Genomic DNA, 14,989 nt, shown 5'->3' with positions numbered 1-14,989 from the left:
GTTTATTGCTTTCGTGAAATCACATCTGATGATGACCTTAGCATTTCCTGTAGGGTTGAAAAGCTTCTTCTTAATAAAACGGTATTTAACCATCTCCATTAGTTGAAACTTTACCTAAATAGCAACAATGTACGAGGAAAGTGCCTAATTATATTGAGTAAAAAGCCATTTAATAAATTCTTCCTTTTGTTTTATTGAAAAAATTTTATAAGGGTAGGTATTTTTCAAAGGCACCCATGTAAGAATAGCTTGAATATTGCTCAACTGATCTAGTAGGTAAGTATCTTCCTCACCTCTTATTAATACGGCTTTCGGATAATCCTCATACTTATACCCTTCAATCAAAATGAAATCGAGTGAAAAGTTCTCGTAAAATTGAATAATATCTACTAGTGACCAATTTAGATATTGCTTAAGTAGTACTAACTCCCCTTCTCCTTCACACGCAACAATGCTTGCTCCAGCGTTTAAATGCTTGTCCGTATCTTTTTCAGCCACTCTCTTTCTTGGTTTCCCCCCATGGCCGTGATGCTTTATCGTTCCTACCTTAAGATCATGTTTACTCCAGTAATTTATAATGCTTTCCATTAATGTGGTTTTTCCACTATTTTGAAACCCTACAATTTGGTAGACCTTTCTATCTCTATCCATGGTTCTTCACTTCCTATTTGATCGTCTATTAGTAAGATATCCACTAGATCATCCTTTGAATAGCCTCTTGTGCTTCCTGGCAATACCATTAAGCAATCGGCCCAAGCGATTGAAGTGACTACATTCGATTTATCTAATCCAACCGGTTCAACTAAGCATCGATCACCCTCATAAGTAAGTTTACTTCTTACAAATCGATTAAATGGATTTGCCTTTGGAAAATCTGTTTGTAATCTCGCCTTCGCTTTCCTTAAATATGGCTTTTGTGAATACAACCAATAACGAATAATAGGTCGAACATATAATTCGAAACCTACATAACATGCAGAAGGATTTCCTGATAATCCGTACAATAATTTCCCCTTGCAATTTGCTACAGTTGTTACACTTCCCGGTCTCATTGCAATTTTATTGAATAGAACTTTTGCTCCTAGTTTCTCATATATGTGCGGTAGCAAATCATAATCACCGACAGAAACGCCGCCAGTTGTTATGACCAAATCGCATTCATCTAAAGCTTGTTTTACCACACTTAATAGTGATTCTATTTCATCTACCTGGTTTTCATATCTTTTATATATGGCACCTGACCGAAGTATTTGTGATTCTACCATGTACCCATTACTATTACGAATCTTTCCAGGTACTAATGGCTCATTCACCTTAAGTAGTTCAGTTCCTGTAGCAATAACGCCTACCACTGGTTTTCTAATAACAGGAACTTTGTCATATCCAAATGTTGCTAACAATGCTTTTACTCCAGGATTAATCATCATCCCTTTTTCTATCAAGGTTTGTCCTTGTTTAGCATCCTCACCTTGAAAGGAAATATTTTCACCCGGTTTTAGTTTCCTCTTAATCGAAATATAATTCTTATGATTTATTTGTATTTCCTTTACCAGTTCAAGCATAATGACACAATCAGCACCAGTCGGAATAGCCGCACCAGTCATGATACGGATGGCCTGAAACGGACCAATATTTTTAAAACTAACCTGTCCAGCACCGATTTCATCAATAATTTCAAATTGAATAGGATTACTTTGATTTGCCAAATAGGTGTCCTTTGAACGAATGGCAAAGCCATCATAGGGTGATCGATTAAATGGTGGAACATCATGATCTGCACAAATATCTTCACCTAAAAATCGATCATCACATTCATCAATTGAAACCCATTCAATCTCCCCTCTGCATTTCCATTCCATGACTAACTCAATCGCATCTTTTATTCTAATAGGCTTGCGTCGTTCCACCATATTAAATCTCCCTTCCCTATCCTCCAATATAGGACATTTCTATTTTATTTTTCTTTGCATTTCCATTACTCATGCGCTCATCAGAATACCGATCGTTTCGATGATTCCAAATAGAGATAATTTGAGATTGTATAAATTCATTAGTACTTTTATTGCGGAGCATAGACTTCAAATCAAATCCTTTTCCGGCAAATAAACAGGTGTACAACTTTCCGTCTGCTGATATTCTAGCTCTTGTACAACTTGTACAAAAAGATTCGGAAACCGAAGTTATAAAACCAATTTCTGCTTGTTTATCTTTATATTTATAGCGTTTAGCAACTTCTCCAAAATAAGCTTCATCCACTGGTTCTAAATCAAATTCCTGCGATAGCATGTGATATATTTCTTTTTTCGGTATGACCCGTTCGAAATTCCATCCATTTGAATTACCGACATCCATAAACTCGATAAATCTTAGTGTGACACCTTTTTCTCGAAAATATCTTGCCATAGGAATAATTTCTTGATCATTCACTCCTTTTTGAACAACCATATTTATTTTTATATGAAAACCTGCTTTTAGCGCTACATCAATTCCTTTTAAGACAATTTTTGAACTGACACCTCGACCATTTAACGCTTTAAATACTTCATCATTTAATGCATCAAGACTTATATTTAACCGTCTCAAGCCAGCTTGATATAAGCTTTCAGCATACTTTGAAAGAAAAACTCCATTTGTCGTTAAACCAATATCAGTTATTCCGTTTATATTGACTAATTTCCTAATGAGATCTTGGAGATTTTGTCGAAGCAGTGGCTCCCCACCTGTTAACCGGATTTTCTTCACACCTAATCTAGCAAATATATTCGCTAATCGTTCAATTTCTTCAAAAGATAATACTTGATCTTTCGGTAGAAAAGCATAATCTGGACCAAACACCTCTGCAGGCATACAGTAGCTACAGCGAAAATTACAACGATCTGTTACAGAAATTCTCAGATCATGTAATGGTCGATTCAATTGATCTCTGATTATTTCGTCCATATTCCCATCTCCTTAAACACACCCCATTTTAACAAACAGGAGAGTTCATCCTACTTATATATTAACAGTTTTAAAAATGAAATCTTTTAAAAAAATAATATATTTCTTAAAAAATGACAGGGAGGCACATTGGCCTCCACTTAAGCTTTATGATGTTTAATTTCAGTAAACATTCCCACATAATATTTTGTTTCACCCGCTGTATTTTGAACAGGGCTAATTGTCAACCATTCTAAATATATTTCACCATTTTTTCTTTTATTCCAAATCTCCCCTTTCCAATAACCATTTGTTTTAATAGATACCCACATCTTTTCATAAAATTTTTTATCATGTTTTCCTGATTGAATAATTTTTGGTGTTTTTCCTATAACCTCACCCATCGTATATCCTGTTACCATAGTAAAGGCAGGATTTACTCTTGTGATAGTCCCCTGTAAATCTGTTACCATTACTCCTTCAATGGTATGATCAACAATATTTTGTGATAATTCAAGCTTTTCTTGATGATACATCCAAACGACAATTATAAGACAAGCAAGGGCGACTTGTGACAGCGCCATAAATCCAATTGAATAATTTCCAGTCATATTAAATAAGAAAGAAAGAATTAATGGTGGAAAGAAACCACCTAACCCCCCCATTGCGGAAACGACACCATTGACAATCCCCGCTTGTTCAGAAAAATAAAGAGGAACGAGTTTGAAGATGGTACCATTTCCTATCCCTGCTCCAATGGCTATCACTATACACCCAATAGAATACAGTGTTAGTGTAGGTGTAAAGGCTAATAATAACCCTGCTACAGTTAATCCCGCAAATACACATATTAATATTTTAAAGGAATTAAATTTATCTCCTAACCATCCTCCTACTGGCCTTAAAAATGTTGCAATCGCAATAAAGCCAGCAGTTCTAAATCCAGCATCTACCTTATCTAATCCGAAATGCCCTACTAAAAAGTTCGGTAAATAAATCGTGAATGCTACAAAAGATCCAAAAGTTAAAAAGTAAAACAAACTTAAAAACCAAAGCTTTTGATTGTCATATACTTTTCTAAACTGTTCACTGAAAGATACTTTCATTCTTTTTTCTTTTTTATCCCCAAAGATAAAATTAAGTACGGCAAATAATAGAAGTAAAATAATGTACAATTGAACGGTAGTTTGCCAACCAAATTTAATAGCAAGTACTGGTGCTAAAAATGTAGTAATTGCTGTTCCAATATTTCCCGCTCCATATATTCCATTAACAAATCCGTGTCTTTCCTTGGGGAAATATTTAGGCAATGATGTAACTCCAACCGAAAACACAGCTCCACCAATCCCAATAAATAATCCTCCAATAATTAAATCTAAAAAACTATTTGCATAGCTTATATAAACGGCTGGTATGATAAGAAGAATAAAGCTTGTAGTAAATAATGCTCGTGAACCAAAACGATTTGTCCAAAATCCAATGGGAATTCTTAATAATGATCCTAAAATAACTGGAACTGCCGTTACAAGGGCAATCTGGTTATCTGTTAAAGCAATATCCATTTTAATAAACGACATTAAAGAAGATAAGATAACCCATATCATAAAGCCCATAATTAAACTCAATGTCTGAAGTGGTAATTGTTTTTTTCCGGAATGCATAAAGAGTACCCCTTTCAATAATTTTTTCCATTACATGTATTCATCATAAAAAATTGAAATCTATTAAGATGTGATGTTTTTCACATAAAGATTATTTTTTATATATTTTGTATTTTTTATGTACAGCTGATATTTAATTCAATTTTTAAATTATTAACTATAATAAAAAAATACTTTTTTCAAAATTTATCCTTGATTAGACCTATACTTTTTTATGCTTAAAGAGTAAGTTATAGGTAACACAACACAATTTTAAAAGGGTGATACGGTTGAAAATAGAACAAAAACCAATTAAACCTACACATTCCATTAAAATAAATGAATTAATCAAGTTTTCGGAAAAAACGATAAAAATAACGAAGGGAAATTATTTATTTCAAGAAGGAATGACAGCAGAAGGTCTCTATATCATCATCTCCGGAAAGGTTCAAATAAGTAAGATTACTTCAGACGGGCAAGAATTAACCTTTAGAATATGTAGTCAGGATGATATTGTAGGTGAAGCGATTCTTTTTTCTTATTCTTCAAGATACCTATTAACTGCTAAGGTGATTGAGGATGGCGAAGTAGCTCTCATCAGAAAAGATATATTAGAGGATGAACTGTTTAAAAATAGCTCACTTGCCTTTGAATTTATGAAATGGATGAGTGATCAATATCGGAAAACACAGACAAAATTTCGAGATCTTATTCTTCATGGTAAAAAAGGCGCTTTGTTTTCTACTTTAATTCGAATGACAAACAGTTATGGCGTACAACAGCGGAATGGGATTCTCATTGATTTACCCATTACAAATCAGGAACTGGCAAACTTCTGTGGTACCTCTCGGGAAAGTGTCAATCGTGCATTAAGCGAATTAAAAAAAGACGGGATCCTATCAACGAATAAAGGAAAAATCACTATTCATAATTTACAGTATTTAAAAGATGAAATTTGTTGTGAAGACTGTCCTGCAATCTATTGCAATATTGAATAATCATTAGGTGTTAAAGCATGAATTTCATGCTTTTTTTTATTGAAATTGTATATGTCTTTTTCGTGAAGTGTGATTAACTTCACAACTTCATCTCATTTCAATGTTTATAGTGTATGTATCAATACATTATTTCACATAAGGAGTGAAGCAAATGTCACGAAAAAGATCACCATTAACTAATCGGTTACGCTACTTTTCTCCCACCGAAAAACTGAATGATAACCATAGTGAAGTTCGCGAAGGAAATCGTGAATGGGAAGATGTTTATAGGAGAAGATGGCAATATGACAAGGTCATTAGATCCACTCACGGTGTGAACTGTACTGGCTCATGTAGCTGGAACATTTTTGTTAAAGATGGAATCGTTACATGGGAAGGTCAAAATTTAAATTACCCTACTACAGGACCAGACATGCCTGACTTTGAACCACGAGGTTGTCCACGTGGTGCCAGCTTCTCATGGTATATATATAGCCCATTACGAGTGAAATACCCTTACATCAGAGGAGTCTTATTACTCATGTGGCGTGAAGCGCTTCAAGCACATTCCAACCCTCTTGAAGCATGGAAAAGTATCATTGAAGATGAAGAAAAAGCGAAGCAATATAAAGAAGCAAGAGGAAAAGGTGGATTTATGCGAGCAGACTGGGAAGAAGCATCCATGCTAGTTGCTGCCTCCCTTCTCTATACGGTTTTAAAATATGGACCTGACCGCAATATTGGCTTCTCTCCAATTCCAGCAATGTCTATGCTTAGTTATGCTGGAGGATCAAGGTTCATGCATCTGATGGGTGCACCTATGTTAAGCTTTTATGATTGGTATGCAGATTTACCGCCTGCATCCCCACAAATTTGGGGTGATCAAACGGATGTACCAGAAAGCAGTGATTGGTATAATTCAAGCTACATTATTACATGGGGATCAAATATTCCTTTAACTCGCACACCTGATGCTCATTTTCTAGCGGAAGCACGGTACCGTGGGGCGAAAGTAATTTCTTTGAGTCCAGACTATGCTGAATCAACCAAATTTGCGGATGATTGGTTAAGTGTGAAACAAGGTACCGATGGTGCAATTGCTATGGCAATGGGTCATGTCATCTTGAATGAATTCTATGTGCAAAATCAAGTAAATTATTTCTCTAATTATGTGAAGAAATACACAGACTTTCCTTTTCTTGTTACATTAAAGAAACAAGATGAAGGATTTATTGCCGACCGATTTTTAAATGCCAACGATATTGGTAGATCCACTAAAAATGGTGAATGGAAGCCTGTTCTCATGAATGACAGGTCACAAAAAATTGCTGTTCCAAATGGCACAATGGGTTCTCGCTGGGAAAACAACAGAAAATGGAATTTGCACCTACAGGATGAGGACTCCAATGAAGTGATCGATCCTAGACTTTCATTACTTGGAATAGAAGAAAAATGTGTAAAGCTATTTATCCCTTACTTTGGTGAAGGTGACACAAATGTTTTGGAGCGCGTCGTCCCTATTCAAACGATAAAGCATGACGGAGAAACCATTTATTACACCACTGTCTATGATTTAATGCTGGCAAACTATGGAATCGACAGAGGAATCGGTGGCATAGTTGCAAAAAGTTACGATGATGATGTGCCCTTTACTCCAAAATGGCAAGAGAAGATTACTGGTGTGAAAAGTGAGCAAATCATTAAGATTGCCCGTGAGTTTGCCCAAAATGCCATCGATACGAATGGAAGATCAATGATCATTGTCGGCGCTGGAATAAACCATTGGTTTCATTCTGATACTATTTATCGAGCTGTTCTGAATCTCGTTCTTCTCGTTGGAGCAGAAGGCGTTAACGGTGGAGGTTGGGCCCATTATGTAGGTCAAGAAAAATTACGTCCTGTTGAAGGCTGGCAAACTATTGCAATGGCACGTGATTGGCAAGGACCACCTAGATTACAGAATGGTACTTCCTTCTTTTACTTTGCAACCGATCAGTGGCGCTATGAAGATATACCAGTTTCAACCCAAGTATCACCTGTATATGGGAAGCCTAGATATGAGCATAACGCTGATTATAATGTAATGGCAGCAAGACTAGGCTGGCTCCCTTCGTATCCAACCTTCAATGCAAACAGTTTGGAACTATATAAACAAGCAAAAAATGCAGGGAATCATACAGGATCTGAAATTGCACAATATATCGCCAAACAATTAAAGCATCGAAAATTACAATTTTCTATTGAAGATCCAGATAATGAAGTGAATTTTCCCCGCAATTTAATTGTATGGCGTGCCAATTTAATTTCAAGTTCCGGAAAAGGACATGAATATTTTTTAAAGCACTTATTAGGTGCAACAAATGGTCTATTAAATGATGATTCAGATAGTATTAGGCCAGAAGAAATCCATTGGCGCGATCAAGCACCGGAAGGAAAACTAGACTTGCTGATTAATTTAGATTTTCGAATGGCTGGAACTGCACTTTATTCTGATGTAGTCCTGCCGGCTTCAACATGGTATGAAAAACATGATTTGAGCAGTACAGACATGCATCCCTTCGTTCATCCGTTTAATCCGGCAATCTCCTCACCTTGGGAGGCAAAATCTGATTGGGATATTTTTAATAGACTTGCAATGGCAGTTTCTAAGCTTGCTAAAGATATTGATTTAGAACCTATTAATGATATCGTTGCTACTCCATTGCAGCACGATACTCAACAAGAACTAGCACAGCCATTAGGAAAAATAAAAGATTGGTCAAAGGATGAATGCGAACCAATACCAGGCAAAACGATGCCACAAATTCATGTGGTTGAACGAGATTTTCGTCTCATCCATGAAAAAATGAAAGCTCTTGGCCCAAATGTTAAAAATCAACCAATGGGTACAAAAGGAATTTCCTGGTCTGTTGAAGATGTATACGAAAAGTTAAAAAAAGTTAATGGATCCATTAAGGATGGCATTGGAGATGGATGTCCAGATATTAGCAATGCTTTTAAAGCTTCTGAAGCTGTTCTCATGCTCTCCTCTACCACAAACGGAAAGCTTGCAGTGAGAGCATGGGAATCTTTAGAAAAGCAAACGGATTTACATTTACGTGATTTAGCAGAAGAGCGTGAGGAAGAATGCTTTAATTTTGAACAAATTACAGCTCAACCGAAAACCGTCATCACCTCCCCCGCTTTTAGCGGATCTGAAAAAGGTGGCAGACGTTACTCACCATTTACGACTAATATTGAAAGATTGATTCCTTTTAGGACGATTACGGGTAGACAATCCTTCTATATTGACCATGAAATGATGAGCGAATTCGGAGAAAACCTAGCTACGTTTAAACCAATTTTGCAACATCAACCATTTACAGATAGACGTCCATCAGTTAAAGGAAAAGAAATTACATTAAATTATTTAACACCACATAATAAATGGTCTGTTCATAGTATGTACTTCGATTCCCAACCGATGTTAACTCTCTTCCGTGGTGGACCTACTGTTTGGATGAATAAGGATGATGCAGAAGATGCGGAAATTGGAGATAACGATTGGATCGAATGCTTTAATCGAAATGGAGTAGTTGTTGCACGTGCCGTTGTCTCACATCGTATTCCACGAGGGATGGCCTTTATGCATCATGCACAGGATCGGCATATTAATGTTCCTGGTACAAAGCTAACCCAAAATCGAGGTGGTACACATAATAGCCCTACGAAAATTCATGTTAAACCTACACATATGATTGGCGGGTATGCTCAACTAAGTTATGGATTTAATTACTATGGACCAACTGGTAACCAAAGGGATTTAAATGTAGTTATTCGCAAGTTAGAGGAGGTTGATTGGCTTGAAGATTAAAGCTCAAATCGGAATGGTCATGAATTTAGATAAATGTATTGGTTGCCATACTTGTAGTGTAACATGTAAAAACACCTGGACAAACCGTCCAGGTGCAGAATACATGTATTTCAATAACGTAGAAACAAAGCCGGGTATTGGCTATCCCAAAAAGTGGGAAGATCAGGAAAAATACAAAGGTGGATGGGAGAAAAGAAATGGAAAACTTCAGTTAAAATCAGGAACAAAAGTCAATCGTTTAACGCATCTTTTTTATAGTCCTTATCAGCCTACGATTGATGACTATTATGAGCCTTGGAGCTATGATTATGAAACATTAACTAATAGCCCTCAAAAAAAACATCAGCCTGTTGCACGTCCAAAATCTAATCTTTCAGGTGAATACATGGAAATATTATGGGGACCCAATTGGGAAGATGATTTAGCTGGGGCACATATTACTGCTCATGAGGATCCAAATGTACAAAACATGGAAGAAAAAATAAAAACAGAATTTGAAGATGTATTTATGATGTACCTACCTAGAATTTGTGAGCACTGTCTGAATCCTGCATGTGTGTCTTCCTGCCCTTCTGGTTCTATGTACAAAAGAGATGAAGATGGAATTGTTCTTGTTGACCAAAACGCTTGTAGGGCTTGGAGACATTGCGTCAGCTCATGTCCTTATAAAAAGGTGTATTTTAACTGGCAGACGAATAAGGCGGAAAAGTGTACCCTCTGTTTTCCAAGATTAGAAGCTGGATTGCCAACGATTTGCTCAGAAACATGTGTTGGGAGAATTCGCTATTTAGGTATTATGCTTTATGATGCCGATCGTGTAAAAGAAGCTGCTTCAGAAGAGAACATACATGATTTATATCAATCACATTTAGATATTTTTCTAGATCCGAATGATCCTGAGATTATTAAACAAGCAAAAGCAGAAGGAATTCCTGAAGATTGGCTGGAAGCTGCCCAAAAATCTCCTTTATATAAAATGATCATTGAATGGAAAATTGCCCTTCCCCTTCATCCGGAATATCGTACTTTACCTATGGTTTGGTATATTCCTCCGCTAAGTCCAATCATGAATACCATTGAAGGAGTTGGCAGCAATATAGATGCAGATGAGATTTTTCCTGCCATAGATCATATGAGAATACCTATCGAATACTTAGCCAATCTGTTGACTGCGGGCGAACAAACACATATTCGAAATGCACTCAAAAAGATGGCCGTCATGCGGACATATATGAGAGCAGTCCAAACAAATAAACAGCCAAATTCAACATTACTGAATGAAATCAATCTAACTAAACAACAAGTGGAAGATATGTATCGACTTCTAGCAATTGCCAAATTCAATGACCGCTTTGTCATCCCACCATCCCATAATGAAGATATTTCAAATCTTTATATGGATCAAGGGTCATGTGGACTTGACTTTGCTGGTGGCCCCGGTAAATGTATAACATTATAAATTTTTATTTAATAAAGGAGGTATGCTAGATGGATGCACAACTAAAAAAAATATTTCATATCTCCTCCTTCCTTCTCACCTACCCAGATCGGCACTGGTGGGAGGGCCTAGAGGATTGTAAAAAAGAAATTAATACTTTAGATGATCATCAGGATGCAAAAGAGCTATTCCTACAATTTTTTAGTCAGTTAGAACAAATTGAACCGATAAAGTGGATTGAGTCCTATGTATATTTAATTGATTTTGGGAGAAACACTAATTTCTACTTAACTCATGGGAACGACGGACTACAACGTGAAAGAGGAATGGAATTACTAGCTTTAAAAAAGTTATATAGTAATGCGGGATTTGTTGTAACTGATCAGGAGTTACCGGATTATGTGCCTCTTATCCTTGAATTTTTATCATGTGCACAGAATGATTATGTCCTGCCGATCATAGAAAAATTTAAAGCTAATTTTCTTCAGCTAGAGAAGCAGTTTATTGAAAAAAAACATGGTTACCAACTAATATTTAAAATTATTAATCTTTCAATCCAGAAATTTGAAGATGACTGAGGGGAGCTGCCTAAACTATGATTCATCAGTTTTTATGGGTTATCTATCCGTATCTTGTACTTATCGTATTTATAGGTGGTGTGATTTTTCGTTATCAGCATGATCAATTTGGTTGGACAACGAAATCTAGCGAAATGCTAGAGAAAAAGAAGCTTGCGTACGGAAGTAGCTTTTTTCACTGGGGGTTAGTTTTTGTTTTTGGTGGCCATGTGATGGGCATTCTTATTCCGGAACCAGTATATACAGGACTTGGCATTAGTGAGCACCTGTACCATAACATTGCTATTGGTTTTGGAGTTCCTGCTGGAATTATATCTTTAATTGGGCTCGTGATTCTGTTTTATCGAAGGATTTCCGTCAAAAGGATTCGATATACTAGCTCAGTCAGTGACATTTTAGCATTAGTTTTTTTGTTAATCGTTATGTTAACAGGACTTTCAGCAACAATATTTAATATTACACCAGAGGGCTTTGATTATCGTAAAACAATCAGTCCCTGGTTTAGAGGTCTTTTTTACTTCCAACCTAATCCATTACTAATGGAAACTGTCCCACTATGGTTTAAAATGCATATTATTTCCGCATTTTCATTGTTTGCTGTATTTCCATTTACGCGTCTAGTACATGCACTCAGTATGCCATTGAAATACCTACGCCGAAGTTATGTCATTTACAGAAAACGCGGTAGGAAAATGGATGAACATTTATAATGAAAATCTCGATTAAAAAAGGTTATAGCTATAGGACAATTTGTACTGAACCCCAAAAGTTAGACTAAATATTTAAGCAGCTAATCGGCTGGTATGAAGACGGTATTCAACCGGGCTCATGCCAGCCAATTTTGCTTTTATTCGTTCATTATTATAATAATAAATATAGTTTATAATAGCCTGTTTTAACTCTTCAAAAGAGTGATAAATTCTACCGTAGTACATTTCTTGCTTCATAATGCCAAAGAAATTTTCCATAGGTGAATTATCTAGACAGTTACCCTTTCTGGACATGCTTTGAAATATATTATTATCTTTTAGTTTTTTTACATATGCTTTCATTTGATATGCCCACCCTTGATCAGAGTGAACAGTTGTTCTATATGGGCAATCTTTTGTTCGTTCAATGGCTTCATCTAAAGCCTCCATTATAGCTTTTGAATTTGGTCGTTCTGATACCCTAAAGGATAGAATTTCACCGTTATACATATCTAAAAATGGATCTAAATAGGCTTTCTTGATGTTCATATTTCCTTTAGAATCGGCCGTGTAGTATCTAAATTCTGATGTATCAGTTGTCATTTTTTGATGTGGAATGTTTGTATCAAATCTACGGTGGATAAGGTTCTTCGCAATCTTACCGATCGTTCCTTTGTAAGTACTAAATTTACGAGACTTACGTGTGAAGGATTTACAAGTAATGCCGAGTTTATTTGTAATCCGTAGAATTTTCTTGTGATTTACAACATAACCACGCTTACGTAATTCCATATCAATTCGACGATATCCATAATTTCCTGTATGTTTATCAACGATTTCTTTAATAACCTTTTCTATTTCTTCATCTGGACTAGGTTCATCAAATCGTTTTTTCCAGTACATATAAGTTGCCTTTGGAAAACCTGTTGCTTCAAGGATAACGGCTAGTTTGAATTTTTTTCTGAGTTCATGGATGACTCTCGATTCTGTTTTAGCAGTCGGCTCGGAATATTTATCCCTGAAGCTCGGAGCTTTTTTAAATAGGCATTCTCCGCACGAAGTAACTCTATCTCTTTTTCAAGTTGTTGTTCTTTCGTTAACTTTTTCTCTGAGTTTTTCTTCTTTTGTTTATTTGACATTGATGGACGCCCCCTTAGTTTAGAGAGTCCTTCAATGCCTTCGTTTTGCCATGTACGCATCCAATTTGCAATCATTGGTGGCTCATGAATGCCGAATTTTATAGCAACTGATTCAAAGGATTCTCCTGTTCTTAATTTATAGTTTAGGACATCTAACTTAAATTGAACAGGATAAGTAGTCGGGGATTTCTTTCTAAGAAAACCATCCTTTCCAAATTGCCTAAAGGTATTAACCCATTTTGCCACATTCGTTGAGCTTCTAACTCCAAACTTTTTAGCTATGGAATCATAGCCACCTTCTCCTGAAAGATAAGCATCTACAACTTGTTGCTTAAATCCTTCATCGTATTTGACCATAAAAAACACCCCAAAAGTTAGATTTTTGGTCTAACTTTTGGGGTGCACATCAATTCCCTTCTAGCTATAACCTTTTTCTCTACATTCTTTTTTGATTAATCTTTTTGATTATTACAGTTAAGATAAGCAAAAAGGCAATTATGACAACATAAAGGCCCCAATTTTTCGAAGGGGAGGTGGTTTGTTTTTCAGTAACTTCTGATTTAGTTTCTGCCGCTTTTACTTTCATGGGAGTTAGCTTTAATGTATCTAATGTATCCCCCGAACGATCAGAGATTTGAAGCATACCGTCATCTAAAATATCTTCAGAAACGGTTCCATTTAACGGCTTTGTATATTCAATATCTTTTGGAGCTTCAAATATTTCCTCACCCACTTTAAATGTAACCCCTTTTGCTAAAGTAGATGTTTCAAAATGATTAAAACCATAATCTAGAAGTTTTTTTGTATCATTATAGGCATCATTTTTGGATTTTGCATTCATAATGATGACAGTCAGATGAATTTTATCATTTTCAGCAGTTGTAGCTAATGTTTGACCAGATTGATCAACATAGCCAGTTTTTCCGCCTGTCACCTCTTTATACTCAATTTCACCTTTTAATATTAAATGATGTGTGAATAAAGTTGTCTGCCATCCTTCACCATTCCACTCTATTTCCTTTGTACCGAATATTTGTTTGAAAATATCGTTTTTTATTGCATAATTCGTAATCTTAGCAAGATCATATGCGGTCGTATAATGATTTTCATCAAAAAGACCGTGTGGATTAACAAAATTCGTGGCTGAAACACCGATCTTATCAACTAGATACTGATTTAACTGAGAGGCGAATTTTGGAATACTTCCATTCATGTATTCTGCTATTGCTACTCCAGCATCATTTCCAGAGTTTATTAAGAGACCCTGTAATAAATGTTTCAATGTTACTTTTTCTCCTGCTACTAAATAAACACGTGTACCATCGGTATTTTCAACATTTTTACTAATTGTCACCATATCATTCAAATTCCCATTTTCAATTGCATATATAGCAGTAGCAATTTTTGTTAGACTGGCTGGATACAAACGCTTGAATGCATTTTTTTCATACAATATCTTTCCAGTTGTACTATCTACTAAAACTGCAGATTCACTTGCTAAATTTAATTTTGGTTTATCAGAAGCATGTACTTTATATAAAAAATTAAATGACAATACACTCACAAAAGCAAATAACCAAATTTTCTTCAAACTTCGACACATCCATTTTACAAAATTCATCAAAATTATTTTATCAGATAATATGAAACATTTTCATTAATTTAAAGGAAATGTAATCAAATTGAAATACAGTCCTAATAAATAAGCGTCTTTCTAGCTGTCACCCTCCTCGTGCATGTCGAATAAGATATACAA

The 14,989-nt window shown here is 35.7% G+C and carries 11 protein-coding genes and 1 pseudogene; 5 read left to right on the top strand and 7 right to left on the bottom strand.

Going from position 1 to position 14,989, the window contains the following annotated elements:
- Positions 1–144: 144 nt before the first annotated feature.
- The 4 genes from mobB to MHI39_RS11590 form a co-directional block, all read right to left on the bottom strand.
- Positions 145–651, bottom strand: coding sequence for a molybdopterin-guanine dinucleotide biosynthesis protein B (gene mobB, locus MHI39_RS11605; RefSeq protein WP_342541269.1), 507 nt, complete (start codon positions 649–651; stop codon positions 145–147).
- Positions 618–1,910 carry a gephyrin-like molybdotransferase Glp gene (glp, locus tag MHI39_RS11600; RefSeq protein ID WP_058004387.1) on the bottom strand — a complete coding sequence of 431 codons (1,293 nt, stop codon included), beginning with the start codon at positions 1,908–1,910 and terminating at the stop codon, positions 618–620. Before glp ends, mobB begins: the two co-directional genes overlap by 34 nt.
- A 16-nt stretch (positions 1,911–1,926) precedes the next feature.
- Complete coding sequence (gene moaA, locus MHI39_RS11595) at positions 1,927–2,940, bottom strand: GTP 3',8-cyclase MoaA (RefSeq protein WP_342541268.1); 1,014 nt, start codon at positions 2,938–2,940, stop codon at positions 1,927–1,929.
- Between the two features lie 140 nt (positions 2,941–3,080).
- Positions 3,081–4,580 carry a nitrate/nitrite transporter gene (locus MHI39_RS11590; protein WP_071974939.1) on the bottom strand — a complete coding sequence of 500 codons (1,500 nt, stop codon included), beginning with the start codon at positions 4,578–4,580 and terminating at the stop codon, positions 3,081–3,083.
- A gap of 290 nt (positions 4,581–4,870) precedes the next feature.
- Between MHI39_RS11590 and MHI39_RS11585 the strand changes: the two genes are divergently transcribed.
- The 5 genes from MHI39_RS11585 (at position 4,871) to narI (ending at position 12,115) form a co-directional block, all read left to right on the top strand.
- On the top strand, positions 4,871–5,557 hold the full coding sequence (locus MHI39_RS11585; RefSeq protein WP_235813341.1) for a Crp/Fnr family transcriptional regulator: 687 nt from the start codon (positions 4,871–4,873) through the stop codon (positions 5,555–5,557).
- Positions 5,558–5,708: 151 nt separating this feature from the next.
- Entirely contained in the window at positions 5,709–9,389 is a 3,681-nt protein-coding gene (locus tag MHI39_RS11580) for a nitrate reductase subunit alpha (RefSeq protein WP_058004384.1), read from the top strand.
- Positions 9,379–10,848: a nitrate reductase subunit beta gene (gene narH, locus MHI39_RS11575; protein ID WP_058004383.1), complete on the top strand. Its 1,470-nt coding sequence runs from the start codon at positions 9,379–9,381 to the stop codon at positions 10,846–10,848. The genes MHI39_RS11580 and narH overlap by 11 nt, the downstream gene beginning before the upstream one ends.
- A gap of 29 nt (positions 10,849–10,877) precedes the next feature.
- Complete coding sequence (narJ, locus tag MHI39_RS11570) at positions 10,878–11,405, top strand: nitrate reductase molybdenum cofactor assembly chaperone (RefSeq protein ID WP_058004382.1); 528 nt, start codon at positions 10,878–10,880, stop codon at positions 11,403–11,405.
- A 17-nt stretch (positions 11,406–11,422) separates the two neighbouring features.
- On the top strand, positions 11,423–12,115 hold the full coding sequence (narI, locus tag MHI39_RS11565) for a respiratory nitrate reductase subunit gamma (protein WP_058004381.1): 693 nt from the start codon (positions 11,423–11,425) through the stop codon (positions 12,113–12,115).
- Between the two features lie 72 nt (positions 12,116–12,187).
- Here narI and MHI39_RS11560 read toward each other — a convergent pair.
- The 3 genes and pseudogenes from MHI39_RS11560 to MHI39_RS11550 form a co-directional block, all read right to left on the bottom strand.
- Positions 12,188–13,075 (bottom strand): annotated as a pseudogene (locus MHI39_RS11560) (IS3 family transposase); the annotation flags it as partial.
- Positions 13,039–13,590 (bottom strand): helix-turn-helix domain-containing protein, encoded by a 552-nt coding sequence (locus MHI39_RS11555; RefSeq protein ID WP_058002529.1) that lies wholly within the window; start codon positions 13,588–13,590, stop codon positions 13,039–13,041. The pseudogene MHI39_RS11560 and the gene MHI39_RS11555, both read right to left, overlap by 37 nt.
- Before the next feature lie 79 nt (positions 13,591–13,669).
- A complete protein-coding gene (locus MHI39_RS11550) occupies positions 13,670–14,824 on the bottom strand; it encodes a D-alanyl-D-alanine carboxypeptidase family protein (protein WP_058004380.1) in 1,155 nt (384 codons plus the stop codon).
- Positions 14,825–14,989: the final 165 nt, after the last annotated feature.

The sequence above is a fragment of the Heyndrickxia sp. FSL K6-6286 genome, assembly GCF_038630395.1.
Lineage (GTDB): Bacteria > Bacillota > Bacilli > Bacillales > Bacillaceae_C > Heyndrickxia > Heyndrickxia oleronia.
This window is presented reverse-complemented; position numbering and strand designations above follow the sequence as displayed.

Bases quoted from the DNA above. Each gene is read 5' to 3' on its own strand.
- mobB (WP_342541269.1), bottom strand. From the start codon at position 651: ATGGATAGAGATAGAAAGGTCTACCAAATTGTAGGGTTTCAAAATAGT.
- glp (WP_058004387.1), bottom strand. From the start codon at position 1,910: ATGGTGGAACGACGCAAGCCTATTAGAATAAAAGATGCGATTGAGTTA.
- moaA (WP_342541268.1), bottom strand. From the start codon at position 2,940: ATGGACGAAATAATCAGAGATCAATTGAATCGACCATTACATGATCTG.
- MHI39_RS11590 (WP_071974939.1), bottom strand. From the start codon at position 4,580: ATGCATTCCGGAAAAAAACAATTACCACTTCAGACATTGAGTTTAATT.
- MHI39_RS11580 (WP_058004384.1), top strand. From the start codon at position 5,709: ATGTCACGAAAAAGATCACCATTAACTAATCGGTTACGCTACTTTTCT.
- narJ (WP_058004382.1), top strand. From the start codon at position 10,878: ATGGATGCACAACTAAAAAAAATATTTCATATCTCCTCCTTCCTTCTC.
- narI (WP_058004381.1), top strand. From the start codon at position 11,423: ATGATTCATCAGTTTTTATGGGTTATCTATCCGTATCTTGTACTTATC.
- MHI39_RS11555 (WP_058002529.1), bottom strand. From the start codon at position 13,590: ATGGTCAAATACGATGAAGGATTTAAGCAACAAGTTGTAGATGCTTAT.